The organism is Pseudomonas sp. ZY71, assembly GCF_036542145.1.
Taxonomy (GTDB): Bacteria; Pseudomonadota; Gammaproteobacteria; order Pseudomonadales; family Pseudomonadaceae; genus Aquipseudomonas; species Aquipseudomonas koreensis_A.
In genome coordinates this window covers 5378958-5404309 of record NZ_CP144274.1, presented here as the reverse complement: position 1 = coordinate 5404309, position 25352 = coordinate 5378958, and the positions used below count along the sequence as shown (strand labels likewise).

Genomic DNA, 25352 nt, shown 5'->3' with positions numbered 1-25352 from the left:
TTCGCTGAATTTGCAGCGACCCCCAGAGCCTATCCAGCCGATTTCCGAGGCACAACCGACGCGACTTGTCGGAAAACTCTCGCTGACAATGCGCTTCTGTAGGACGAACACCGTCCTTTGTAGGAGTGAGCCTGCTCGCGATAGCGGTAAATCAGTCACGGAAGATGTTGGCTGACATACCGCTATCGCGAGCAGGCTCACTCCTACAGGTTTTGTGGTGAATTCTGAAATGGCGTGCACAAAAAAGGCGATGTCCCTTGCGGGGCATCGCCTTCATTTTCACCGCCGCTAAAACTTATTCCGGCAGTTTGTACGCAATCACGTAGTCACCCATTTTGGTGCCCAGCGAACCGTGACCGCCGACAACCAGCAGCACGTATTGCTTGCCGTCCTTGCCGGTGTAAGTCATAGGGGTCGCTTGGCCACCCGCCGGCAGACGCGATTTCCACAGCTCTTTACCGCTGTTCACGTCGTACGCGCGCAGGTACTGGTCGAGGGTGCCGCTGAGGAAGCCGACGCCGCCGGCCGTGACCATCGAGCCGCCCATGCTTGGCACGCCGAGGGTGAAGCCGATCGGGATTGGCGAGCTGTCGCGGCTGGTGCCGTTTTTGCGTTTCCACACGACTTTGCTGGTGGTCAGGTCGATACCGGCGACGTAGCCCCAGGCCGGGGCCTGGCACGGTACGCCGAATGGCGACATGAACGGGTGCATGATCACCGCATAGGGCGCGCCGGTGTTCGGTTGCACGCCAGCGGTTTCGCTTTCGCGTTTGCTGCCGGCGGCGACTTGCTCGCGTGGCACCATTTTCGACACGAAGGCCATGTAGTTCGGGCTGGTGAACAGCATTTGCCGAACCGGGTCGACCGAGACGCCGCCCCAGTTGAACACGCCAACGTTACCCGGATAGATCAGGCTGCCCTGTTCCGACGGCGGGGTGTACTGGCCTTCATAACGCAGTTCCTTGAACTGGATGCGGCACAGCATCTGGTCGAACGGGCTCGCGCCCCACATGGCTTTTTCGGTGAGTTCCGGGGCCAGCAGGTTGAGGTCCGAACGGGCCTGGGTCGGTGCGGTGTGGTCGCCTTTCACGGCGCCTTGCGGGACCGGGATTTCCTTGATCGGGATGATCGGCGTGCCGTCACGACGGTCGAGGACGTACAGGCTGCCCTGTTTGGTCGGAGCGATCAGCGCCGGTTTCACGCCGTCGGCGGTTTTCATGTCGAGCAGGGTTGGCTGGCTGCCAACGTCCATGTCCCACAGGTCGTGGTGGGTGAACTGGTAGTTCCAGCGCACTTTACCGGTGGCCAGGTCCAGAGCGACTACACCGGCGCTGAATTTCTCGGCGCCCGGGGTGCGGTCGGCGCCCCACTGGTCTGGGGTCTGGTTGCCCAGTGGCAGGTAAACCATGCCGAGTTTTTCGTCGACGCTGGCCAGCGACCACATGTTGGCCGAGTTGCGGCTGTAGGTTTCGCCCGGTGCCAAAGGCTCGGTGGCGTCTGGCTTGTCGCTGTCCCAGTTCCACACGAGGTGACCGTCGCGCACGTCGAAAGCGCGGATCACGCCCGATGGCTCGTTGGTCGATTCGTTGTCGGTGACGTGACCGCCCATGATCACCAGATCACGGGTAATCGCGGCCGGCGAGGTGGAGTAGTAGCCACCAGCGGTGAACGGGCCGATGCCTTGGGTCAGGTCAACCACGCCGTTTTTGCCAAAACCTTCGCAGATCTTGCCGGTGTCGGCGTTCAGTGCGATCAGGCGGGCATCAGCGGTTGGCAGGTACAGACGACGCGGGCAAGCCTGAGCAACGGCTTTGCCAGCTTCGGAAATCACCGCCGAGGCTGCGTTTTCAGTTTTCGCGTAAGCCGCTTCGTCGTAGTACGACACGCCACGGCAAGTCATGTGCGCGAAGCCTTTGAAGCCGACCGGGCTCTTGATCTGTGGGTCGAAGCGCCACAGTTCTTTGCCGGTGTCCGGGTCCAGGGCCAACACTTTGCTGTGCGCGGTGCAGGCGTAGATCATGCCGTTGGCTTTCAGCGGGGTGTTTTCGTTGGTCAGTTCAACCGGGTCATCCGCGGTCGGCAGGTCGCCGGTCTGGATGCGCCAGGCTTCTTGCAGCTTGCCGACGTTGGCCGGGGTGATCTGCTTCAGCGGCGAGTAACGGTCACCGAATTCGGTACGGCCATAGGCCTGCCAGTCGCCATCGGGCATGGCTGGCGCGGTGCTGGTGGTGTCCGCAGTGTCGCGGCCCAGCTCGCCGAAGGTTTCGCCCGGGTGGGTGAACAGGCTGGCCAGAGCGGTGACGCCGGCCAGCACCACAGCGACGGTCAGACCGCCAGTGCCCAGCGGCGCCGGGCCGTTAAGCAGCAGCGGACGACGGAACCACGGCAGCAACATCACGAAGCCGAGGACAAACCACAGGGCCAGACGTGGCACCAGTTGCCACCAGTCCAGACCGACTTCCCACAGCGCCCAAACGGTGCTGGCAAACAAGACGATGGCGTACAGGCCCAGCGCCGCGCGACGGCGCATCAGCATCAGAATGCCGGACAGCGCGATACCGATACCGGCCAGCAGGTAGTACAGCGAGCCGCCGAGCATGCTCAGCTTGACCCCACCGGCCAACATGGCCAGGCCCATCAGTAGAAGCAGAATGCCGAGCAGGCTCGGTAGCAGACGGCCCCGACTCGAAGCACTTACGGTGCTCATAGTGTGATTCTCCGTGACGTTTATGTAGTCCCGCGCTGTAGTCACTTTAGATGACGATTTGGCACAGGCATGGTTCAGATAAAAACTTGTCTAGCTAACGAATTTCTTTTTTGTAGGAGTGAGCCTGCTCGCGATGGCGGTGTTTCAGTCACTGGAGATGTCGCCTGAAACACCGCCATCGCGAGCAGGCTCACTCCTACAATGGATTTACGTAAATCGTTTAGAACGAGGACTGGATCTTGATCCCGCCGATCAGGGCGTCGTCGACGTTGTTCACGCCACCGGGGTGGCGGATGTATTGCAGGTTCGGGCGTACGGTCAGCCAGTTGGTCACGTGCACGCCGTAATACAGCTCGGCGCTGTATTCGGTGTCTTGCGGCGGCAGGAACGACGGATCGTCATAGTCGTAAACGGCGTTGGCCTGATTGCTCGCTTCGGCGTTTTTGCGGAAGGCCGGGTTGACGTGCACGCGGGCGAGGGCGAAACCGATGTCGTCCTTGGCGCGCGCGTCGAACGGGCCTTTGTAGGTGATACCGGCCTGCACGTAGTTGTCGATCGCGTTGGTTTTCTTGTCGTGCATGGTGCCGTTGGCGAACACGCTGAGGCCGCGCGAGTTATCGCTGGCCATGCTGGTGATTTGCTGCTGAATGCCCAGCCACACGCCGTGTTTGCTCGACGCGCTGCGATAGGCTTCACCGCTCAGCGCTGCCGGTTGGCCGTGGTTGTCTTTATAGACGTCAGTGGCGTTGGCATTGCTGTAGTAATAACCGGCGCGGTATTCGCCCGGCAGACCGTTGAGTTTCGGCGTCCACACCAGTTCGATCGGCAGGATCGCGCCTTGGGTGCCGCTGCCGCTGAGTTTGAAGCCGTTGCCGCGATCGAGGTTCGACGGGTTCTGCTCGTAGGCGCCGACCTGTGCATACAGCTCCGGGGTCAGGTGATATTTGACGCGCAGCGCCCATTGGCTGACCGGCCAGTTGTACCAGATGCCGCCGACCCAGTTACCGACCTGCGAGCCGCAGAACGCGAGGTTCTGGAAGTCGCACGGGAAGCTGTTGAAGTCTTCGCCTTCGCCGAAACGACCGACCTTGATGTCGAGTTTCTGATCGAAGAATTTCTGCTGATACCACATCTGCGTCAGGCGTGTGGTCTGGCCACGGCCCCAGACTTCCTGGGCCGAGGTGAAACCACCGACGCGCGGATCGTTGATACGGTCGTTGCTGATGTTGTTGCCGCTGCGTTTGGTGATGGTCAGTTGAAACTCGGCGTCTTCCCAGCCGAGGATCTTTTGCAGGTCGAGGTGCGTGCCCAAGCCGAACTGATCGCTGTAACGCGCGGTGCGGTCGTGATCGTAGCCACCGTGCAGGTTGCTGCCCATTTCGCCGGTGTAATCGAGCTTGAAGTCGTAGCCTTTTTCCGAGAGTTCGGTGCGCGTGCCGTTCCAGTCACCGAGCATGTACGGTGATTCACTGTCGAACGCGGGCGCCGCTTGGACGCTGGTGGCGAGGCCGAGAGCGGTGCAGCCGCCAATCAGGCGCAGGGTTGAGATAGCGCTGTCTCGGGAGAAGGAAAAATCGGGCATGGCTAAGTCTTTTTTTGGTGTTTTCGGGGTGCGGGCTGAGTGCTTCAATAAGTCGCAGGCAGTGAAGCGATTCAGCGGAAGGGCGGCAGGATAATGATCTGTTACAAAAAGACAAAGGCCTTTTGTGAACATGCAGCGTTTCGGATTCGGTAACAGTGCGGCAAACGGGCGCATTGTCGACCGGTTCGATGCCTGCGATCTTTTCAGGTTGGCCTACATTTGAAGGTAGGCCTTCCACCCGAACACCCCCTCGGCTAAGGTGCGCGGCTTCTGCATTTTCACTTCGCCCAAAGGCCTGGCATGAACGAACAAACCCCCGATCCACTGCACGGCGTGACCCTTGAACAGATCCTCAATGCCTTGGTGAGCCATTACGAATGGTCGGGGCTGGCCGAGCGCATCGACATTCGCTGCTTCAAGAGCGATCCGAGCATCAAGTCGAGCCTGACGTTTCTGCGCAAAACCCCGTGGGCGCGGGAGAAGGTCGAGCGTCTGTACGTGAAGTTGATGCGCACCAAGCGACCGCTCTGAGATGGACGCCGGTTGTTGGCGCCGTCGCCTGATCACCTGCGCAGCCGTACTGGGCTGGGCGGGGTTGGGCATTCAGCTGTACCTGATTTTCTTCGCACGCTTGAGTGTCGGCGCCAGCCTGTTGGGCGGGTTGGTGAGTTTCTTCAGTTACTTCACGATTCTGACCAATACGCTGGTGACGACGGTGCTGACCTGTGCCGTGACCGCGCGTGAATCCGTCGCGCACCGCTGGTTTTTGCAGCCGTGGGTGAGTAGTGGGATTGCCGTGAGCATCGCTGTGGTCGGGCTGGCCTACAGCCTTTTGCTGCGGCACTTGTGGCACCCGGAAGGCTGGCAATTTATTGCTGACGAGTTGTTGCACGACGTGATGCCGCTGCTGTTTCTTGGATATTGGTGGCTGCGCGTGCCCAAGGGCACCTTGCGGTTGTGGCATCTGCCGGTGTGGCTGATTTATCCGCTGGTGTATTTCATCTACGCCTTGCTGCGCGGGCATCTGCTCGGCGCGTATGCGTATCCGTTCATTGATGTGGCGCTGTTGGGTTATCCACAGGTGCTGCTCAATGCCGGGGGGATATTGCTGGGGTTTGTGGGGATTGGCTTGCTGGTCATTGGCCTCGACCGCTGGAGGCTTGCACGAAGTTAAAGCACCTGTAGGAGTGAGCCTGCTCGCGATGGCGGTGGATCAGTTACAAATTTATTGACTGACACTCCGCTATCGCGAGCAGGCTCACTCCTACAAGGGATATCACTCTTCTTCCGATCCTTCAGCGCGCCAGTAGCCGACGGCTTTGATGAGCTGTTCATCCAGCCCATGCTCATCGATCAGCACCCGGCGAATCTGCCGTGAGACTTTCGTTTCGGTGGCCACCCACGCATACAGATTGCCCTTGGGCACCTGCAATTGCTTCACCGTCGCCAGCAAATTGTCCTTGCTACCTTCGCGCAACACCCAGATCACATTGACCTGCGCCGGGCTTTGCAGCACTTGCTGTTCGGCGCCGTTCTCCACCTCAATCACGACCAAGGCTTTGCGATTGGCCGCCAGGCCTTCGAGGCGACGGGCGATGGCGGGCAGGGCGGTTTCGTCGCCGATCAGCAAATAGCTGTCGAAAATGTCCGGCACGATCATCGAGCCACGCGGGCCGCCGATGTGCAGGAATTGCCCGGGTTGGGCTTGCTCCGCCCAGGTCGACGCCGGGCCGTCACCGTGCAGGACGAAATCGATGTCCAGTTCCAGCGCATCGAGGTCGTAGCGACGCGGGGTGTAGTCGCGCATTTCGGGTTTCGGTCCATCGTCCTTGCCAGCGCCGAGCACCATCGTCTCCAGCGCCGCCGCCTGTTCGGCGTTCTGCGGGAACAGCAGCTTGACGTGATCGTCAGTGCCCAGGCTGATAAACCCGGCCAGCTCCGGCCCGCCGAGGGTGATGCGGCGCATGCGCGGCGTCAGATCGACCACGCGCAGGACCTCCAGCTTGCGGCGTTTGATTTCGTGCATCACGCGGTGAATGGTTTGGGTATCGACTGCAGTCATTGGCTTTTCTCCGAAACAGGTTGAACGGCAGGGCCGTCGACGATGGCTTTGGCGGTGTCGTTGAGCAGGTCACGCACGCGCAGGATTTCTGCCGGGCTCCAGCGGCCGTGGTGCATTTGCAGGGCATGGCGCAGGTTGTGCACCGCCTCGTGGATTTCCGGCGGCCGATCATGGCCGCGCAGCGAGCGTTTGCTCACATCGATACGCATGCGCACGCCATCCAGGGCAACGGCTTGTTCGCTTAAAGACAAACGTCCGGCCTCGGTGACGCTGTAGCGTTTTTTGCCGCCCTCGGCGTCGCCGCTGATCAGCTCGCTTTCTTCGAGAAAGGTCAAGGTCGGGTAGATCACGCCCGGGCTTGGGCTGTAGGCGCCGTCGAACATGCCCTCGATCTGGCGGATCAGGTCATAGCCGTGGCATGGCTGTTCGGCGACCAGCGCCAGCAGCAGCAGTTTCAGATCACCGGGGGCGAACACCCGTGGGCCACGGCCGCCGCGCTCGCGTCCGGGGCGTTTTTCGAAGCCGTCACGGCCGTCGCCGTGTTCGCGGTGGGGGGAATGATGGTCTCTCATTTCGTCTTCTCTCGTCGTGTTTAGATACAACTTAAGATATATCTTAAGCGCGGTGCAAGACGTTTTTCTGAAAAATGGGCTGTTGGCTGACGAGCGGCAGAAGCGCAACGAACGCAAGCAGACATTTTTTGACCGGATGTCGGAAACAATAACTTCAGAGTTAAAGTCATCACTCTATTTGTTCTAGAGTACATATTCTAAATAACTGCAAGTTACCGTGGTGGCGAGACGAAGTTGCTGTATGGTTTTTTAACTGAAACTGTCTGTAGGGTGGAACTTACAGTCGCTGTTTCGAATGTCTGTTTTTTGTTCTTTTTTCTCGCAGGTCTTAGGGTTGATTAACTACGAGGTTGTCGGAAGTTGCCTGCTTACATTCCAGAGGCAACAGTCGATGATGCCCGGGCATTGAAAGTTCAAGTTTGACCTGGCTCAACTCGGGCAGCGACTCGGGCAGTGATTGTCTTGAACTTTCAATGTTCATCCCCCTATCAAGAAAACAGGTACATAACGATGTTCAAGAAACTCGCAATCGCCGCTCCACTGGCTCTTCTGGCACTGGGTTCCACTGGCGCATTCGCCGCTGGTGAAGCGTCGCACTCGATCAGCCTTGTCGCGCATGTGCCGACCAACGGTTTCTATGTCGTGCCGACGGATCCGGATCTGGTCAACAAGGACCAGGACATGAGCTATCAGCCAACCACCGGCAAGATGCGCGACGTCAATGGCTTCTTCGATGTGCGCAACAACAACGGCTCGGTACACGCCAGCCTCGAGAGCCAGCCGAAACTGGTGGCCGGCAACACCACCATCGACCTGCAAGTCCTGCTCAATAACAAGGAACTGACCCTGACCCCGCAAATGGTCGTGGGTGAGTCCGAGTCGGACGTCAACTATCGTGCACCACTGAAAATCACCGCTCGCGGCAGCAACTTCGAACCGGGTGATTACACCGGTTCCGTGGCAATGATTTTTGATGCAGTGCCACCGGTCAATTGATCGCGTGAACAGGCATTAAGCGCCCGACCCTACAGCGGCGTTAACCGACGGGGCAGGCAGAAGTGTCTGCCTCGTCGGACTTCCATTGTTTGTAATCAGAGTACGAGTTCATGTTCCCGATGACACCCATCGCGGCTGCGCTTGCGCTGTTGTTTTGTGCCAGCGCAGCCGTGGCTTCCAGCAACGCCGGTACGACACCTCGCAGTCTGTTGGCGCAGGCCAAAGGTTTGCCGGCGGATTTCGAGGAGCATTTCTTTGATGTGCCTCTGGCGGTGCGGGTCGAAGTCGACCAGCAACCGCTCGGTGAGGCCATGGTGGTGTTGTCCCGCGACGATCGCATCACCCTGCTCGAATTCACTGACACCAGCGAAAACCGCTTTGGTCCTGCCGAACGGGAAAAGTGGGCCGCTTATCTCAAGTCCGGTGTGCCGCTGGGCGCGTGTAGCGGTTCTTGCCCGGACCAGTTTCTGGCAGTGCACTACAACCTGGAAAATTCGCTGGTGTCGATCGCAACGGAAAACGCTGAGCGAGATGTTCAGGCCAAGCGCTATTACGACCAGCCCGAAGGCGGTAGCAGTGGCTTGATGGTGCGTAACCAGCTCAATCTCAATGGCGGTCAGGATCAGGACCTTGGCGGACGCTTCGGCCTCGAAGCCAGCTCAAGCCTGGGCAACTGGAGCCAGACGCTGAATCTGCAATTGGCCCGTCTCGGCGGTCCGGACGACAAGCTCTATCACGCGATTCACGAGTTACACACCCAGCGCGAACTGCAGGGCAGTTTTTTCCGCCTGGGCTATTTCACCCCCAATTCCGAAGGACTGACGCGCCAACCGCGCACGTTCGGCACCAGCCCCGACACCGCCGTCGGCGTGATGTATGGCAGCTCCGACAGCCTGGCCATCAACAGCCCGATGCCCAGTGTTTATCCGATCTATGTCACCGCTAACCGGCAGGGCTCGGTGGAGATCTGGCGCGATGGCCTGCTGATCAATACGCAATCGGTGCCCGCCGGTTTGCAGACCCTCGATACCCGACCGTTGCCCGGCGGTATTTATGAGGTGGAAGTGCGGCTGATCGAAGACGGCCAGATCACTTCCACCACCCAGGAGTTGGTGTACAAGCCCAACAACTGGCGCAACCTCGACGAACGCTGGCGCTATAACGTCTTCGCCGGTGAAGAAAGCAAGCTGCTGAGCAATTGGGACACCCAGTCCAGCGGCAGCCCCACGGCCGGCGCTTCGGTGAACTACCTGCTGCATCCACGGGTGATTCTCGGTCTGTCGGCGCGGCAGATTCGTGAAAAACTGCAATACGGCACGTCTATCGACTGGACGCTGGCCAACCACCTCAGCCTGTACGCCAACGTTTATAAAACCGAGGACTACGGCACCGGTCTCGATCTGCAGAGCCTGTACAACTATGGCTCGGGCAGCGTGGTCGTCAGCCACAACCGCAGCTGGCTCGACACCACTTACACCTACGACACCTTGCCGGACGGCACCCGCGTTCGCCCGCGCAATGTGTTTATCGGCCAGACCAGTAACTCGTCGCTGGCGCTCAACCATCGGCTGAGCAGCAAAAGCTCGGTCAACGCGAGGGTTTCCCACAGCGAAGGTAACGTCGAAGGCATGGGCGTGGATCTGGGCTGGACCCAGCGCGCCGAGCTGTTTGGCAGCGACGCCAGTTGGCGCTTGTCGTTGTTCGACCGGCCGGGCAGCTACAGCAGTGGCGATGCGCGCAATCGCGGGGTCGACCTGAGCGTCAACCTGGCACTTGGCGCGCCCGGCCAACAGATCACCGGCAGCATCGGCTCACGCACGGCCCGCGACGGTGCGCGCGACAACAATGCCTCGCTCGGCTGGCGCAAGGATTTCAAGGATCACGTGCTGCAAAGCGTGTCGGTCACGGCGTTGACCGACACCTATGGCCTGGGCATGTCGAGCCTGACCAATTTCCGCACCGATGCGGTCAATGGCGATGCGTTTGTCCAGCGCTCGTCCTACAACGGCAATTTCACCGGCGGCCTCAACGTCGACAGCACGCTGGTAGTCGGCGGCCAGCAAATGCTCATGACCAGCCAGAGCGAGGTGCGCGGCGCCGGGATGATTGTTGATGTCGAGTCGGACATCGAGGACATCGTTCTGCGCGCCGACGATTACAGCGGTGGCGGGGCGGCGTTGAAGCCGGGGCGCAATTTCATCCCGATCACCGCGTACCAGAACAGCTCGGTGAGTTTCGACTTCGAAGGCAACAACGTGCCGGCGGCGACCATCGAACCGGCGCGCAGCCGTTATCACCTGAACAAGGGCGGCGTGGAGTATCGCAAGGTGCGGGTGATGAAAACCCTGACCGTGCTTGGCCGACTGGTGGATGGCCAAGGGCGGCCACTCAAGGGCCATCACGTGATCAACCACGCCAGCCGTGGGGTGACCGAAGTCGACGGGTTCTTCTCGATGGAAATGAATGCCGGCTCACCGACCCTGGAAGTGCGTCAGGGCAGTCAATTGCTCTGTCAGTTCCGCCTCGATGCCGGCAGCCACCGCAGCGAAAACAATGTGCTGATGATCGGCGACCTGCGGTGTACGCCGGACACGTTGGCCGATGTGACGTCCACAGAACAGAAGGCGGGTTGAAAGGATGAAATTGCTAGCAGGAAGCTTGGGATTGGCGTTGACGCTGGGTGTTACCACGGCGCAGGCAGCCAGTCATGAAATTCGCGCGATGTTCCAGCCGGATCCTTCGCAGCCGAGCAAGAACGTGTTCGTCAACAAGACACCGAACAGTGGGTACTGCGCTAATTATCCAGACCAATGCGCGGATAACGCGATGTTCAGCATTCAGTTGCCAGTTCGTTTCAGTTCCACGCGCGCGCTCTATCAAGGTGAGGTCGTGCCGATAAAGGTGCCCGCCAATTGGCGGCGATTGACAGTGACCAATGCGGATACTCAGGAAACGGAAAGTGTAGAAGTGCGCATCACCGGTATCGGTTCGAATTTCGTTCTGAGCCACCCCGCCACCGAGTTGGTTGGTGTAAGTGACCTTCTTGAAGCCCATCAGAAACTCTGGACCACCAGCAGTTGGGTCTATGCGCCTGCTCCCTGTCAGTACAGCGGCGTGGGGGCATTCGGCCCAGCCAGTTACAGGTTTTTCTGGAAAACCCCCGTGGAGGCATTCTGTACCAAGAGAAACGCATACCCCATTCCGTCCATTTATTTCGACACGCTCGACTTCGCCTACGAATTGCGTACGCCTAATCCACTGGGCATGTCCTCTGGTCTCTACACCGGTTCCATGGCTTACAGCCTTGGCAATGGCGGCGATTTCGATCTGGGGCCGTTGATGCAACCGGATGACGCGAACCTGACCCTCGACTTCGTACTCGACGTGCAACACACCCTCAAGGTCGATCTGCCACCGGGCGGCAATCAGGTGTCGCTGGAACCGGAGGGGGGGTGGGCGCGCTGGATCGACAGCGGGCGCAAGCCGACGCGGATTTTCCGCGATCAGTTGTTCTACTTGTCAGCCTCGTCGCGCTTCAAGGTCAAGATGGTCTGCAATTCCACTGGCGGCACGGCCTGTAAGCTTGGCAGTGCGCAGGGCAATACCACCGAGGTTGAGGTCGGCCTGTCGCTGCCGCCGGGCATTACCGGACCCAGCGGTGGCAATGTCAGCCGCCTGCCTCTGCGCCACGACGAATGGGAAGGGCCATTCCAGCCCAGCCTGTACGTGGATCGCAAACCCGGCACGCTGCACTTCAACATGACGCCGTTTGCCATCGACTTTCTCCTGCGTCCCGGCGTGAACGACCGGCTGCGCGGCAACATCACCATTATCTGGGACTCGGAAGCGTGACCGCTGCCGCCGGGCCATTCTCACTATTCATGGAGTTGAAGACGATGAACCGTGGTTTTCTGCTGAGTCTGCTCAGCGTGTTTTGCCTGACGGCGCAGGCCGGGCCGCAGATCAATGTCGGCACCGTGTACGACTATCTCGATGCCGACAAAAGTACCTACCTCAAACGGGTGTTCAACAGCGGTGACGCCACCGCGTTCGTCAAGATCAATGTGCTGGAAATCGTTTACGGCGCCGACGGCGCCCCACAGGAAGTTGCCGTCGAGAATGCCGCCGACGGCGCCTCGCGCAATGGCCTGATGGCTAGTCCGGCGCGGCTGATCGTACCGGCGCAGGGCATGCAGGGCACACGGCTGTTGTACATGGGCGCGCGTGATCGTGAGCGCTATTTCCGTGTGCGCTTCGTCCCGGTGGTGCCGGAAAAGGAAGACGACTTTGTCGTCAGCAGCGAAGAGCGCGATGACTACAAGAAGTCCCTCACGGCGGGCGTCAACGTCATGACCGGTTTCGGCACGATCTTTTTTGTCCGGCCCAAGGATGCCCGCTTCGCCACGGTGGTCAATGACACCGACAGCCGTTACGAACTGCGCAACGACGGCAACACCGTGATCATCGTCGACGAGTTCAAAAGCTGTTCGCTGACCAAGGAAACCGACTGCGGCGCCACCACCAAACACCATGTGCTGGCCGGCAAAACCTTTGCCTTCGATAAAGAGAAAGGTCGCGAATACCGCTTCTTTCTGATCGAAGGCAGCGAGAAAAAAACCATGAAGATCGCCAGTCGCTAGGCAGGTTTTCCAATGACGCATCGGGTAACCCACATGATCAAGCAATCCATTGCCGGCGCGCTGTTGGCCGCCACCGCGCTGACTGGCGCAGGGGCGTGGGCCGCGCGCGAAGAACACACCTTCGAAGTGTCCCTGACCATCCCCAGTCGCCCGTTCTACATCATTCCAGCAGAACCGGACTGGATTCACCGCCCGCAACGGCTGGCGTGGGATTATCCGCGCGCCACCCTCGGCGGCCTGGAGAAAAATTTCGATGTGCGCCATGACAGCAGCGCGATCGAGGCACGCCTCGGGTCCGAGCCTTTCCTGGAAAATGGCCGCCCTGGAGAAATCATTGAGCTGCAGGTCACCTTCAATGGCGTCGAATTGAGCTCGCACATCATCCCGCGCCAAGTGCTCTCGCAGGAGGAAGCTGCCACCGGCAAACGCGTGGCGTTGAAGATCGAACCGATCGAACCCGCCGGCGGCTATCGCTCCGGAGACTACAACGGCAACGTGGTGTTGCTGTTCAACGCGCGGGCACCGGGGGCGCAATGAAAACAACACAGATCAGGCTCATCAGAGGCAGGACGAATAATGAAAAGCTACCTTTGGCTGGGATTGCTGGCCGCGTTGAACATCCCTCAGGCGCAGGCAATCAATCAGGAAATTCGTGCGTTGTTTCAGCCGGATTCCTCAAAACCAAACAAGAATGCCTTCGTCAATAAAACACCAAACAGCGGTTATTGCGCGGCGTATCCGGCGGAATGTAACGGCTATCAGATGTTCAGCATTGAGTTGCCCATTCGGTTTACCTCGTCGCGCTTTCTCGGGGCTCCAGACCGGATAGGCGTAAAAGCGCCGGGCAACTGGCGGCGGTTGACCGTGACGAATCATGAGACGCAACAATCGGAAACTCTTGAAGTGCGCATCAGTGGCATCGGTTCGACGTTTGTACTGAGCGACCCGGTGATGCAATTGACGGGCAGCAGCACTGCTGCCGATGGCCATCGCCGCTTATGGACGACTGACAGTTGGGTTCATGGCATTCCTGCCCCTTGTAGGTACAGCGGCGTCGGGGCATATGGCGACACGTTTTTCCGGTTTTTCTGGAAAACACCAGAGGAGGCATTTTGTGTGAAGGCGCCGGCGTACCGTATTCCCTCGATTTACTTCGACAAGCTCGATTTTGCCTACGAATTGCGTACACCCAATCCGCTGAACATGTCTTCCGGGCGTTACACCGGTTCAATGGTTTACACCCTTGGTTCTGGCAATGATATCGATATGGGCCCAGTGATGGAGCCGGATGACAGCGAGATTTCTCTGGACTTCGTGCTGGACGTACAGCACACCCTGAAAGTGGATATCCCACCCGGTGGCAACCACATCGCGCTGGAACCTCAGGGCGGCTGGCAGCGCTGGCTCGACAGTGGGCGCAAGCCCGTGCGCCTGTATCGCGACCAGATCTTCCATATCTCCGCCTCGTCGAAATTCACCATGAAACTTGAATGCGAGCACCGTCTGGGCTGGGGTTCTGGTTGCGCCATCGCTGATGGTCAGGGGTTCGCCGGGGCGGTGGACGTCAGTGTCACGCTGCCCAACGGCTTGACCGACAGCGCCGGTCAATCGATCAAGCGCAAGCTATTGAGTATCGAGCCGACAGCGCCGTTTCAACCTGGTTTCTATATCGATCGAAAGCCGGGCACCCTGCATTTCGAAGTGGATGAACAGCAAACCCACTGGCTGATAGACAAAGCCCAGGGGCGGCCGTACAGGGGCAATATCACGGTGATCTGGGATTCGGAAGTCGGTTAGTCGGGATGCAGTCGGGCCAGTCCTTGTCAGGGGCTGGCCGAGGTGAAAAACCTGGTGGTCAGAGACCGGCCGTGGCCATGGCCTCACGGGTCAATTTTCTGGAAAGCTCCTTGCGATCGTAAGCGATCTTATCGAACAGTCGTTTGTAAGTCTCATCACTCATGACGTCGCCGCTGAACACCTCTGCCTGGGAAACGCCCAATAGATCGGCGAGTTTTTCCAGTTTTCGCGCCAGCTCATTGAGGGGTGTCTGGGGTGTGGCGTTGGCCCATTCCGACTGGGCGCTGCGCAGCTCGTCGAGCTGCCCTGATTTATCGTCGAACAAACGGTCATTGACGTCGTAGTCATCCGAGTGGGTACGGCGTAAATGTTCTTCCCAGAAGTTTTCGGAGGTGAGGTCGATCATCCCGTTGACCAGTCCGTCGCCCTGTTCGAGCTTGGTGATCATCCTGAAGGCAGTTTCGATTTGTTCTTTGAAGACACCGGAGCGCAAGGGATAAAGCATGCTCTCGGACTGCCAGGGCAGCTCCAGTCTCTCAGCCAGACCTATCTCGAATGCCAGATGAATTTCCGCCTCGTCTGGCGCGGGTATACCGGGATCCATGAGGTTTTGTTCAATCTGGTTTTTGTACTCGACCCGGGCTTCATCGGCAACCCGGTCCAACCGGGCTGCACTGCGCGCCAGGCGCACCAGCTTGGCGTCCAGCTCGCTGGCTGAGGTCGACCCGGCGTATGCCTTCGATACCAGCACCTTCATTCCCAATGAGTTGAACAACTGCGCGCCGAGATCTCCGCAGTCTTTGGGTGACACAATCTGCTTGAACAGTTTTTCCCGCAACCGGGCGTCAAGCGCAGCAGCGTCGACCATTTCCCAGACCCGCTGGGTCAAGCGTCTGCGGCCATGATCCGTTTGGTAGTCGGCGCTCTCTCGCTGCTTGCGAATCACGCTGAAAAAACCTTCCGAATAGGGTTCTGCCATCAGGTCATGCCAGGACTCTTGGCGATACTTGCTGAGTGATCCTGACGGACTGAAGTCGATGGAGTTTTTCGGAAAAAGTTGCCAATAGCTGATCTCGTTTTCGGCGGCCGGAATGTTTTCCTGCACTAAGGAGAGGCCTATGGATTTACGGTATTCGCCATACCGCAGGCGATCTTCGTTGGACAATCGCTCCGTTTCGAAGCGCGCCCGGCTCAGCATTTTTGCCTGAGCGGGTCCGGAAACGACCTCGGGCAAGGTGTTGATTGGCGCACCGCGCAGATCCAGAAAGAAGCTTTGTGGCCGCTGTTTGTCGACTGCGCCAACGCCAAACAAACCTTCGGGCCAGGTCTGGATTCTCGTCTTGGCCAGGCGCAGTTCAGTCAAATGATCCATCCGCCCGACATCGGGTGGCTGACGCAGCGGATTGCCATTCAAATTCAGCGTTCGGAGTTGATCCAGCCCGGCCAGTTGCTGGCTGGATTCGTTGGTCAGTGTGATCGAGTTATCGGCTAGATCCAGATCTCTGAGTTGGCGCATCAACCCGAGGATGGAAGGTAATTGTTTCAACTCGCACTGTCGGGCGCTCAGTTGGCGAAGATTTGGGAAGGTGCTCAGCAGAGCGCTGGGGTCTGAGGAAAGGCGCGCCCGGTCAAGTTTCAACGCGGTGATGCGATCAAAATATTTCTTCATTTTGGGGCGCCTGCGCAGGTCATTCCACCAGCGCTCGAGGTCATGCCCCAGGAACTCGGAAGATAAATCCAGCGTTAAGCCTTGTTCAGGATGCACGCTACGCTCACCGAAAAACTCGCTCTGGCGATCAAGGCATTCAATCAAGCGTTTTTCGATGAACATGCCGCCTTTTTGCACGTAGTCCGGTGACATGTGCCAATAATCGCTTTCCGCATCAAATTTGCGATAACTATTACCCCACGCGATCAATTCGTCGTGCAGTTCCTTGCGTTCGTTTTCAAGGCGCTCGATGGCGTCTACCGGTTCGCCCTTGCGTGCCAGAGCCTCAATAAAAGCCGTTCGTTCCCTTTCGCTCATTTTTGGAAAGAGGCTCTCGAGTCTTTCATCCGGTGTCGATCGACGGAGAACCCGTGGCCAACCGCGCACCAAGGTCTCGGTTTCAATGCTCGCTACCGGCCGAATGGGTGGTTCGGCCAGCACGATCCGGCGCTCGGCAGCCGGCGCGGCTTTTTCCATGACCCAGTGTTTCAGTGCACGACTCTGGCCGCGTCGATGGCCCAAGAACGAGTGCGCCTGTTCAGGAACCGCGCGCAGCAGCGAGGTGTAGAAATCGTCGGCTTCATGCAGCGAGCGGTTGCTGCCGTCGAGCAGCGCATAACGGCCGTGCTCATTGCGGATCAGACGCCGGACGCTGGACGCATCCTGCGCTCCGGCGCTGCAGCGCAACGGACCATCCCAAGTGCCGTCGCGGATTTCGATGCGCAGATCGTCGAAGCTGTCGGTGTTGAATTTCAGGGTGTTTAGGGCAAGTCGCTCAGTGTCGGCAGTGAGCAGCTCATCACGAAAAAAACCGTCGTAGGCTTTTGACGCAGAAGCCTCGAAATTCAGTTCCCGGGCCTGGTTCTTGAGGCGCAGGGGCAGGCGTTGTGCGTCGACCACTCTTTGCAATTCGGCGGGACTGGCTTGGGCCACGACTTTCTCGGCCAGCACGAGCGGTAGCTCGGGAAAGGTCTGCTTTACCACTCGGATGTCGGCTTTGCCGGAGCGTTCACGGGATTGATAAATGTGATGCGCGACGGCGCTGCGTTTCTCATCGACGGTGTCCGCGAGCCGATTGCGCAAGAGGGCGACATGCTCGTCGCGGGTGGCCGCGTGACCGGTCAGATGATTCAGGTCCTCGTCATCGAGAAAGTCCACCACCCGCTCCGCCAGCCTGCCAGCGTTGAGATCGCCCTGACTGATGCTCAAGGTATCGGCGGGCAAAGCCAACGGGTTGCCATGCTTACGCGAATGGCCTGTGAGGCTCGTATCGGCGTAGACCTCCAGCGCTTTGCGAGGCGGCCAGCCCGGTAAACCGGTCAACATCGGTTCCAGCCACACCGCTTGCGGGTCGATCGGGCGACCGCCGCGTATGTCGGCACTCGCCGTGCGCACATCGTCGTAAGCGCTGAAGCGCTTGACCGTATCGGCCAGCAGCGGCGGTGGCGGGCTGTTATCGATATGCATCTGACGCAGGGCGTCGTGCTTGGTGCCGCTGCTGATGCGGATCTGCTCAAGCTCCGTGGGGGAAAAACGTTCGACGCTGTGGCCCAGTCGCCGCATCAGCGCTTCATTCGGCCAGTCGTGCGGGTTCTCCACTTCATGCACCCAGGCACCGTGACCGTTATGTTCGAGCGTTGGACGGTAGGCGTTGGTGCGGGTCGGGTGCTTGATGCGGTGGGTGTTGGACGTCGCGTCAGTTGAGGCTTTTTCGACAAAGAACAACTTGCCCTCCAGCGGCAGGACGTTTTCGTTGCCGTACTGATGCAGGCCATGGCGGTCAGGTTTTGCGTCTGGCGAGAGCATCAGTTCGTTGCGTTCGTAAGGACTCAGGTCCGGGTGCCATAAGCTGTTTTTGCCATTGGGCAGTTTCACCGGTTTCATGCCGTCAACCAGCGGTGACAGCTTGACGCGAAAGGCTTCGCCGATCTGCGCGCCGGCGGTGAAAGCGGCCAGTTGAATAATGTCGGTCACCACGCTGATGACATGCCCGGCGGCTTCTTCCCACAGGCCTTCGGCCAGATCGACCACACCTTCGATGACATCGCTGGTCAGTTGGTAAGCGGTGTAGGCCATCATCAGTTCACCCAGGCCCGGTACGAACGGCGTGGCGATCAACAATGCGACATTGAAAATGTCCGAGAGGATTTTCTTGAAGTTGTCCCACCAGGCCCAGCGTGCCTTGCTGTCGGTGTCGGCGGTGGAAACGGCGATTTCCCGCGCGTCGTTGAGGATCTTGTTGAGCTTTTGCTGGTAGGCGTGGCGCCAGTAATCGCCCGGTAATTTCACCCGGCTGAATTGCAGGTTGGGATTGTCCAGTGGATCCTTGCGCCACGCCGGTCGCTGATCGATCGGATCCTGCCGCGGGTGGTACCTGACGATGAACAGCCGTTGTTCCAGCTCGGCAAAGAAGTGCCCGCGCTGCTGCTGATCAACGAACTGGCTGAAGAACTGACGGTAGGTCTGTCCGGTCGATTCGCTGAGTCGGTCTTCACGAAACTGGCGCACCAATTCATCGCGGAACGCCTTCAGAGAGTCGTACTCCTTGAGCGGATGATCCGGGTCGTGGGGGATGTAGGCGATCAGGCGTCGAACGCCGCGACTGTCCGAAACCGTATGCGTCAGCAACAGGATGCCGGTCAGGCGGGTGCCGAGCAACGACAGGTCAGAGCACTGCATTGAGCGACCGTTGAGCAGCAGCTGCGGTTTGTTTTCGGCCAAGGTCAGCAGCATCTTGTAGGCGTCGTACTGGATATCTTCCTTGATCAAGGCCAGATGCGCGGCGACGGCGAGGGCATCTTTCTGACTCTCGTTCACCTTGTATTGCAGCACGCCTGCGGCCAGCGGTTCGCCGGGCAGCAGGTAACTTTCCAGGTGCTTTTTATATTGTGCGCCGATGTCCAGATCGCGGCACAGCGTCTGGAACTGGCTGATGGGCATTGCACCTTTGATCGGCACGACATCGAACAAGCCTCGCGCATCGGGTTGGCTGATGTAGTCCGAGCCATGCCCGATGGTTTCACTGCTGGCGAAGTTGTGCAGGGCGGCATCCAGTAGCGAGACCGTGCGGGTAACGACGCCCTTGGAAACATCAATGGCATACCACGGTTTGTCTTTCGGCAGGTACAAGCGCAGAAAGGTGCTTTTGACGTCCGGCTCGATGCCGTGACGTTCCTTGATTTTTGCCTTGAGCAGCGGCTCGGCGAAGGCATGCAGATCGGTTTTGGCCAGCAGCTGATCAACGCGGTTCTGCGAACTCCAGGCCTTGAGATTGGCGGCGGCGAGTTTGTTCAGGTATGCGGCGGGCGCGCTGGTGTACCAGGATTGAATCTTCAGTGGCGAAGCTGCCAAGGCGATGCCCCGGCTGACGGTGGCGGTTTTGAAATTGTCGTTGACGGCGGACTTGATGAAATCGTAGTGCCGTCCTTTGTTCGCGTTGTCCGCAGGCTGGGGGGAGAGAGACATGGCCAATCATCCTTGATTGTTGAGGAGTGATCAGCCTACCCACGGCAGGGCAAAACAAAAGTTCAAAGATCGGGAGGCAAACAGCGCTGCGACTGGCGAACCCGACGAAAATTCGAATCTGAAAAATACATAAGTACCACCCGCGACAGCGAAAAAACGTCACCCTGATGCAGAAATACCTGACACGAATTGTTACCTCGCTGTAGGGCGTGGCGCCTCGACCATTGCGATGCTCGCCGTCTGCGTTGGCTTGCATTGCGAGTCGCTGCCCGGTTGCAGATACGGCGTGAGAATCGGCGCCATGCCCTTGAGCACCTGCACGGGCAGGGCCGAGGTGAATTTGAAGTTCTCCGCCGAGCGCCCCGGCACGAACGCAGTGAGGGTGCCGAAATGGTGATCACCGATGTAGAACACGAAGGTTGCGGTACGGTTGATCGACTTCGAACTGAGGATGCGTCCGCCCGAACCGATGGCCTCGATGCGGTTGTCGCCGGTCCCGGTTTTGCCACCCATGGCCAGTGGGCTGCCATCAGCCAGTTTGAAACTGCCGGAAACACGTTTTGCCGTACCGGCATCGACCACTTGCGACAGTGCCTCACGCATGGCCGTGGCGACCTCGGATGGCATCACCCGTTTGCCGACATGCGGGTCGTTGACCAGTTGCGTTTCGTACGGCGTGTCGGCGGCGAAATGCAGACTGTCGATGCGCAGCGTCGGCATGCGCACGCCGTCATTGAGGATGGTGCCGATCAGTTCGGCGAGGGCGGCGGGGCGGTCGCCGGAGCTGCCAATCGCGGTGGCCAGTGACGGCACCAGGTGATCGAACGGATAACCGACTTTCTGCCAGCGCTGGTGAATATCGAGGAACGCCTCGATCTCGAGCATGGTGCGAATACGGCTGTCGCGGGCGCCCTTGTGCTTGCTCTTGAACAGCCAGCTGTAGACTTCCTGACGTTCGAAATGGCTGGCCTTGACGATCTCGCTGAAGGTCGCGTCAGGGTGGTGGAGCAGGTAGCCGATCATCCACAGGTCCAGCGGGTGCACCTTGGCGATAAAGCCCTGATCGGGCAAATCGTAACTGCCGGGACCGTAGGAATCGTAGAGGCGGATCAGGCGATCATCGGTGAGTTTTTCGTTGAGCTTGGCGCCTTTCAGGTGGGAACGGACGAAGGTGTTGAAGTCTGCCTGACTGGCATCGGGCAGCAGGTAGCGATGCACGGCGGCCATGCGGATCGGCGTCGGACGCATGCTGTCGAGGAAAGTATCCAGACGCGCTTGGGTGTCCTTGTTTTTGTACTTTTTCCAGAACTTGAGCTGGAACGAGGTGCCTTCGCGGTCGGCGAAACTGGCGAGGTATTCCTGGCGACGCGGGTCGCGATCATCCTTGAGCAATTCGGCACTGTTGTTGGGGCCGGAATAGGTGGTGTAACGCACCAGATCGCGCATCAGGCGAATGAACGGCAGGTTGATCGATTCGCGCAGGGCATCGCGCAGGGTCGGCATGCGGCCGTTGTCTTCCTTGCGAAAGTTGTGGAACACGTGCAAACCGCCGCCGGTGAAAAATGCCTCGCCGGGGCTCGCCGAGTATTTGCGATCGAGGGCTGCGCCGAGCAGCTTCGACAGGTCGTGATCCTTGTTCTGGATCAGATAATCGATGACCCACTGGCTCAGGCGATCCTGGTCGGGGACTTCGACCTTTTTCAGTTCCGGCACGCTCATGGCGCCGTACTTGTCGTGCAGTTCGGCGATGATTTGCAGGTACGTGGTCAGCACACGCATTTTCGCCGTTGAGCCGAGTTCGAGCTTGCTGCCTTCGTTGATGTCGAACGGCTGGTCGGTGCTGTCGGTCTGCACCCGCACGCGGGAACCGTCCGGGGTCAGTTCAAAGAGGGTGAAGCTGTAGCGCACTTGCGTGGTGCTGGTCGGCGTCAGCAAGCGTTCGCCGAGCAGGCCGATTTCAGCGGCATAGGCCGGGTCGGCGAGTTTCTTCAGGTACGCGGTGGCCTGGGTTTGCAGCTCGCCCTGCAGGGTGCTGGTGGCCGAGAGGTCGAGGCGGTCGAGATCGTACAGCGGCCGGTTGAGCATGCTCGCCAGACGACTGCGGGCGGCGCTGATGCCTTTGTTGGTTTCGATGGGCTGCATGGTCGGCTGGGTCTGCCAGTCGCGGTAGCTGACCTTGCTCGCGAGGGCGGCATCGGCCAATGCGCCATCGATCACCGCGTTCTGTTTGAGCAGACGCAAATGGCTGTCGGTAAGGTCGGCGAGTTCCTCGCGGCCCTTGGTCAGATAATACGAAGGGCGACGCTGGGCGATCATCAGCGAGAGCATCTCGCGCAGGGCCAGACCTTTGGCAGCCATGGTTTTCGGATCGGTGGCCGGGCTGTTCAACTGTGCGTTGGCCTGGTTGAAGTCACTGCCGTACCAGACGCGCAGACCTTCCGCCATGCCATGCACTTCACCATGCCCCGGCACCGCCGACAGCGGCACGCTGTTGAGGTAATCGCGCACGATGTTCTGCCGTGCTCCCAGGGTTTGCGGGCCGGGCTGATAGGCGCGCACGCTGGCGGACATCATCTGCCGCAGTTTCTCGGCACCGGACACCGTCAGGCCTTCCGGTGAATGCCGGTACTTTTCCAATTGCGTCGCCAACGTACTGCCGCCCGCCGATTGTCCCGGCAGACGCAGCAATTTGGCGACTTGCGACCACGCCGCCATGCCGAAGCGCGGCCAATCCACTGCCGGGTTGGCCAATGGCTGTTTCGGGTCGAGCAGGAAACGGTTTTCGATGAACAACAGGCTGCTGACCACCACGGGCGGAATCGATTCAAAGCTCGAATAAAGCTGTTGCGGATAGTTGTACTTGTACAGCGGCGCAGCCCGGCAATCGGTGATCGACAGCCCGGCCTGGATCTTTTCCGAGTACGGCACAAACAGGCCTTTGTCGGTGTAGCTGAGCAGCGCCGGGGAAAACCGCGTCTGCTCGGTGACGACATAGTTGCGTTTGAGCAGGCGCGGCAGGAACTCATCGAGGGAGCTGTAACCCAGGCGCAGATCGAACGGCCCGTTGCCCGGATAGCGAATCGCTTCGCTGGGGCCGGGTTCGAGATGGTAAGTCAGCGAAGCGGCGTATTGGCTGAGCTCGCGCGACTGAAAGCGCGAAGTGCGCATTTCCTTGGATGCGGCCAGCCCTACCACGATCGCGATAATCACCAGCAACAACCAGAAAGCCTTCCACCCGTGCCGATTGCGGCGGGGTTTTTCAGGGACAGGCGCTTCATCCACTCGTTCAGTCGGAACCACGGCTTTACTCGAATCGGTTTGCCACAAAGCGCCCATAGTCGATTGATCCATTCACGCAGATTGATCGGACTTGTCTGAAGCTTAGACGGTGGTTGGCGGCGGGGAAGAAAATGTGCGGGATGGGCGAGGGGTAGTTGCTGAATAAATCTGAACGGCTGGTGCCGGGGCGAAGACCTGTAAGTCAGAGCGCTCTATAGGGCAATGCTGGCCAAGCGGATACATGACGATGCACCAATGCTGTGCAATACTCGGCGGCTTTTTCGGTGGCGAATATTCCTACGTAAAGCAGGTAATGCCTCTCCGCAAACCAGGCTATTGCCGAGAGTTGTCGCTGAATGTTGTGGTTTATAGAGTGAAAAGTCCTGCCCAAGGCTTTTTATACTGCACGCCCCGCTGATCTTTCAGGTTGCCCTGCAAGACGCGTCTGCCCACAAAGCAGGCGCGGTTTCATCTCCAGCCAAGGCTTATCGGCCGACGCTTCGATACTCGGTGGTCATATCCAATAACAAGACGAGGTTGCACCCCTATGCCAGTCGGCAATCAACTGCCTCACGGCGACACCGCTCAGGGCGGTCCGCTCAAACGCGAACTCGGCGAACGGCATATTCGCCTGATGGCGCTCGGCGCCTGTATCGGCGTTGGTCTGTTTTTAGGTTCGGCCAAGGCCATCGAAATGGCCGGACCGGCGATCATGCTTTCGTACATTCTGGGTGGTCTGGCGATCCTGGTGATCATGCGCGCCCTCGGCGAGATGGCCGTGCACAATCCGGTCGCTGGCTCGTTCAGCCGCTACGCGCAAGACTATCTCGGTCCATTGGCAGGCTTCCTCACTGGCTGGAATTACTGGTTTCTGTGGCTGGTGACCTGCGTCGCGGAAATCACCGCGGTGGCGGTGTACATGGGCATCTGGTTTCCCGATGTGCCGCGCTGGATCTGGGCGCTCGCGGCGCTGATCAGCATGGGCTCGATCAACCTGATCGCGGTGAAGGCCTTCGGCGAATTCGAGTTCTGGTTCGCGCTGATCAAGATCGTCACCATCATCGCCATGGTCATCGGTGGCGTCGGCATCATCGCCTTCGGCTTCGGTAATGACGGTGTGGCACTGGGGATTTCCAACCTGTGGGCCCACGGCGGCTTCATGCCCAATGGCGTGACCGGCGTGCTGATGTCGCTGCAAATGGTCATGTTCGCCTACCTCGGCGTCGAGATGATCGGCCTGACCGCCGGTGAGGCGAAGAACCCGCAGAAGACCATTCCCGATGCGATCGGCTCGGTGTTCTGGCGGATTCTGCTGTTCTACGTCGGCGCACTGTTCGTGATTCTGTCGATCTACCCGTGGAATGAAATCGGCACCCAGGGCAGTCCGTTCGTGATGACCTTCGAGCGTCTGGGCATCAAGACCGCCGCCGGCATCATCAACTTCGTGGTAATTACCGCAGCCTTGTCGTCGTGCAACGGCGGCATCTTCAGCACCGGGCGCATGCTCTACAGCCTGGCGCAGAATGGCCAGGCGCCGGCCGGTTTCGCCAAGACGTCGAATAACGGTGTACCGCGTCGTGCGCTGTTGCTGTCGATCGGGGTGTTGCTGTTGGGCGTAATGCTCAACTATCTGGTGCCGGAGAAAGTCTTCGTCTGGGTGACCTCGATTGCCACCTTCGGCGCGATCTGGACCTGGGTGATGATCCTGCTGGCCCAGCTGAAATTCCGCAAAGGCCTGAGCGCCAGCGAACGTGCCGGCCTCAAGTACAAGATGTGGCTGTACCCGGTCAGCTCGTACTTTGCCTTGGCGTTTCTGGTGCTGGTGGTCGGCCTGATGGCGTACTTCCCGGACACGCGCGTGGCGCTGTATGTGGGCCCGGCGTTCCTGGTGCTGCTGACCGTGTTGTTCTATGTGTTCAAGTTGCAACCGACGGGCGAAACGCAGGGTGCTGCGCGTTCGGCTTCTTGAGTCGTAGCGGCTGAAAAACGAAGCCCCGGTCGCGAGATCGGGGCTTTTTTGTTGGCAGTGTCGTAGTCCGACGATACATAACCGCCATGGAGTGAAGTGCTGACCATTCGTCGTAATCGACCCTTGACCTGTAATTTCTGACAGTAGACCGCCAGCGCGTGATGACCTAGGTTGGCTGTTCGCCAAAAACGGCTTTGGCAAGGAGCTGAGATGAAAGGATTCTCTGCATTGACTGTGATCGGCCTCGCCGATGGACTGATTCACTGGCAAATATTTTTTGTCCTGTGCACCGCCGCGGGGCTGACTCAAGCCGCGAGTAATTTCGCCGCGTTTTGCGTGGCCGCGGCGTTCTCGTTTTACGTGAATGTGCTGTATACCTTCGAGCGCAATACGTCGGTGCTTGGTTATCTATTGTTTATCGGCGGGATGGGCGGGGTGAGTTTTGCCATCGGTTTGCTTGCCGATGCGCAGCACTGGCATGGATTGGTCACCGTGGTGTCTTTCACGCTGCTCAATCTATTGGCAGGCTACTTGTATTTCCGGTTTGTCTTGTCGCGCCAAAATCAGCAGTAACG

The 25352-nt window shown here is 59.2% G+C and carries 16 protein-coding genes; 10 read left to right on the top strand and 6 right to left on the bottom strand.

Going from position 1 to position 25352, the window contains the following annotated elements; translation table 11 throughout:
• Nucleotides 1–295: 295 nt before the first annotated feature.
• Both VY732_RS23895 and VY732_RS23890 read right to left on the bottom strand, forming a co-directional pair.
• Nucleotides 296–2707 carry a glucose/quinate/shikimate family membrane-bound PQQ-dependent dehydrogenase gene (locus VY732_RS23895; protein ID WP_331691938.1) on the bottom strand — a complete coding sequence of 804 codons (2412 nt, stop codon included), beginning with the start codon at nt 2705–2707 and terminating at the stop codon, nt 296–298.
• 220 nt (nt 2708–2927) lie between these two features.
• Nucleotides 2928–4289: a carbohydrate porin gene (locus VY732_RS23890; RefSeq protein ID WP_331691937.1), complete on the bottom strand. Its 1362-nt coding sequence runs from the start codon at nt 4287–4289 to the stop codon at nt 2928–2930.
• A gap of 300 nt (nt 4290–4589) precedes the next feature.
• On the opposite strand from VY732_RS23890, the gene VY732_RS23885 reads away from it, so the two are divergent.
• Both VY732_RS23885 and VY732_RS23880 read left to right on the top strand, forming a co-directional pair.
• Nucleotides 4590–4820: a VF530 family DNA-binding protein gene (locus VY732_RS23885; RefSeq protein ID WP_007916799.1), complete on the top strand. Its 231-nt coding sequence runs from the start codon at nt 4590–4592 to the stop codon at nt 4818–4820.
• A gap of 1 nt (nt 4821) precedes the next feature.
• Entirely contained in the window at nt 4822–5463 is a 642-nt protein-coding gene (locus VY732_RS23880; RefSeq protein ID WP_331691935.1) for a Pr6Pr family membrane protein, read from the top strand.
• A 102-nt stretch (nt 5464–5565) separates the two neighbouring features.
• On the opposite strand, the gene VY732_RS23875 is transcribed toward VY732_RS23880, so the two are convergent.
• Both VY732_RS23875 and VY732_RS23870 read right to left on the bottom strand, forming a co-directional pair.
• Nucleotides 5566–6351, bottom strand: coding sequence for a siderophore-interacting protein (locus VY732_RS23875; RefSeq protein ID WP_331691933.1), 786 nt, complete (start codon nt 6349–6351; stop codon nt 5566–5568).
• The gene (locus VY732_RS23870) at nt 6348–6923 is read right to left on the bottom strand and encodes a PadR family transcriptional regulator (RefSeq protein WP_331691931.1); all 576 of its coding nucleotides are present in this window, start codon (nt 6921–6923) and stop codon (nt 6348–6350) included. The genes VY732_RS23875 and VY732_RS23870 overlap by 4 nt, the downstream gene beginning before the upstream one ends.
• 510 nt (nt 6924–7433) lie before the next feature.
• Here VY732_RS23870 and VY732_RS23865 point away from each other — a divergent pair.
• The 6 genes from VY732_RS23865 to VY732_RS23840 all read left to right on the top strand — a co-directional run bounded on the left by VY732_RS23865 (nt 7434) and on the right by VY732_RS23840 (nt 14356).
• On the top strand, nt 7434–7919 hold the full coding sequence (locus VY732_RS23865) for a CS1 type fimbrial major subunit (protein WP_331691929.1): 486 nt from the start codon (nt 7434–7436) through the stop codon (nt 7917–7919).
• Nucleotides 7920–8029: 110 nt separating this feature from the next.
• Nucleotides 8030–10552 carry a TcfC E-set like domain-containing protein gene (locus tag VY732_RS23860; protein WP_331691927.1) on the top strand — a complete coding sequence of 841 codons (2523 nt, stop codon included), beginning with the start codon at nt 8030–8032 and terminating at the stop codon, nt 10550–10552.
• Nucleotides 10553–10556: 4 nt separating this feature from the next.
• A complete protein-coding gene (locus VY732_RS23855; RefSeq protein ID WP_331691925.1) occupies nt 10557–11771 on the top strand; it encodes a hypothetical protein in 1215 nt (404 codons plus the stop codon).
• Between the two features lie 44 nt (nt 11772–11815).
• Nucleotides 11816–12559: a molecular chaperone gene (locus tag VY732_RS23850; RefSeq protein ID WP_331691924.1), complete on the top strand. Its 744-nt coding sequence runs from the start codon at nt 11816–11818 to the stop codon at nt 12557–12559.
• 33 nt (nt 12560–12592) lie between these two features.
• A complete protein-coding gene (locus VY732_RS23845; RefSeq protein ID WP_331691923.1) occupies nt 12593–13096 on the top strand; it encodes a CS1 type fimbrial major subunit in 504 nt (167 codons plus the stop codon).
• 39 nt (nt 13097–13135) lie between these two features.
• The gene (locus VY732_RS23840; protein ID WP_442968550.1) at nt 13136–14356 is read left to right on the top strand and encodes a hypothetical protein; all 1221 of its coding nucleotides are present in this window, start codon (nt 13136–13138) and stop codon (nt 14354–14356) included.
• A gap of 58 nt (nt 14357–14414) precedes the next feature.
• Here the strand turns inward: VY732_RS23840 and VY732_RS23835 are convergent, their stop codons facing one another.
• Together VY732_RS23835 and VY732_RS23830 are read right to left on the bottom strand one after the other, a co-directional pair.
• Nucleotides 14415–19529 carry a dermonecrotic toxin domain-containing protein gene (locus VY732_RS23835; RefSeq protein ID WP_331691919.1) on the bottom strand — a complete coding sequence of 1705 codons (5115 nt, stop codon included), beginning with the start codon at nt 19527–19529 and terminating at the stop codon, nt 14415–14417.
• Between the two features lie 192 nt (nt 19530–19721).
• Entirely contained in the window at nt 19722–22865 is a 3144-nt protein-coding gene (locus VY732_RS23830; RefSeq protein WP_077574388.1) for a transglycosylase domain-containing protein, read from the bottom strand.
• A gap of 490 nt (nt 22866–23355) precedes the next feature.
• Here VY732_RS23830 and VY732_RS23825 point away from each other — a divergent pair, with 490 nt between their 5' ends.
• Nucleotides 23356–24777 (top strand): amino acid permease, encoded by a 1422-nt coding sequence (locus VY732_RS23825; RefSeq protein ID WP_331691916.1) that lies wholly within the window; start codon nt 23356–23358, stop codon nt 24775–24777.
• Between the two features lie 210 nt (nt 24778–24987).
• Entirely contained in the window at nt 24988–25350 is a 363-nt protein-coding gene (locus VY732_RS23820) for a GtrA family protein (RefSeq protein ID WP_331691915.1), read from the top strand.
• The last annotated feature ends 2 nt before the right edge of the window (nt 25351–25352 follow it).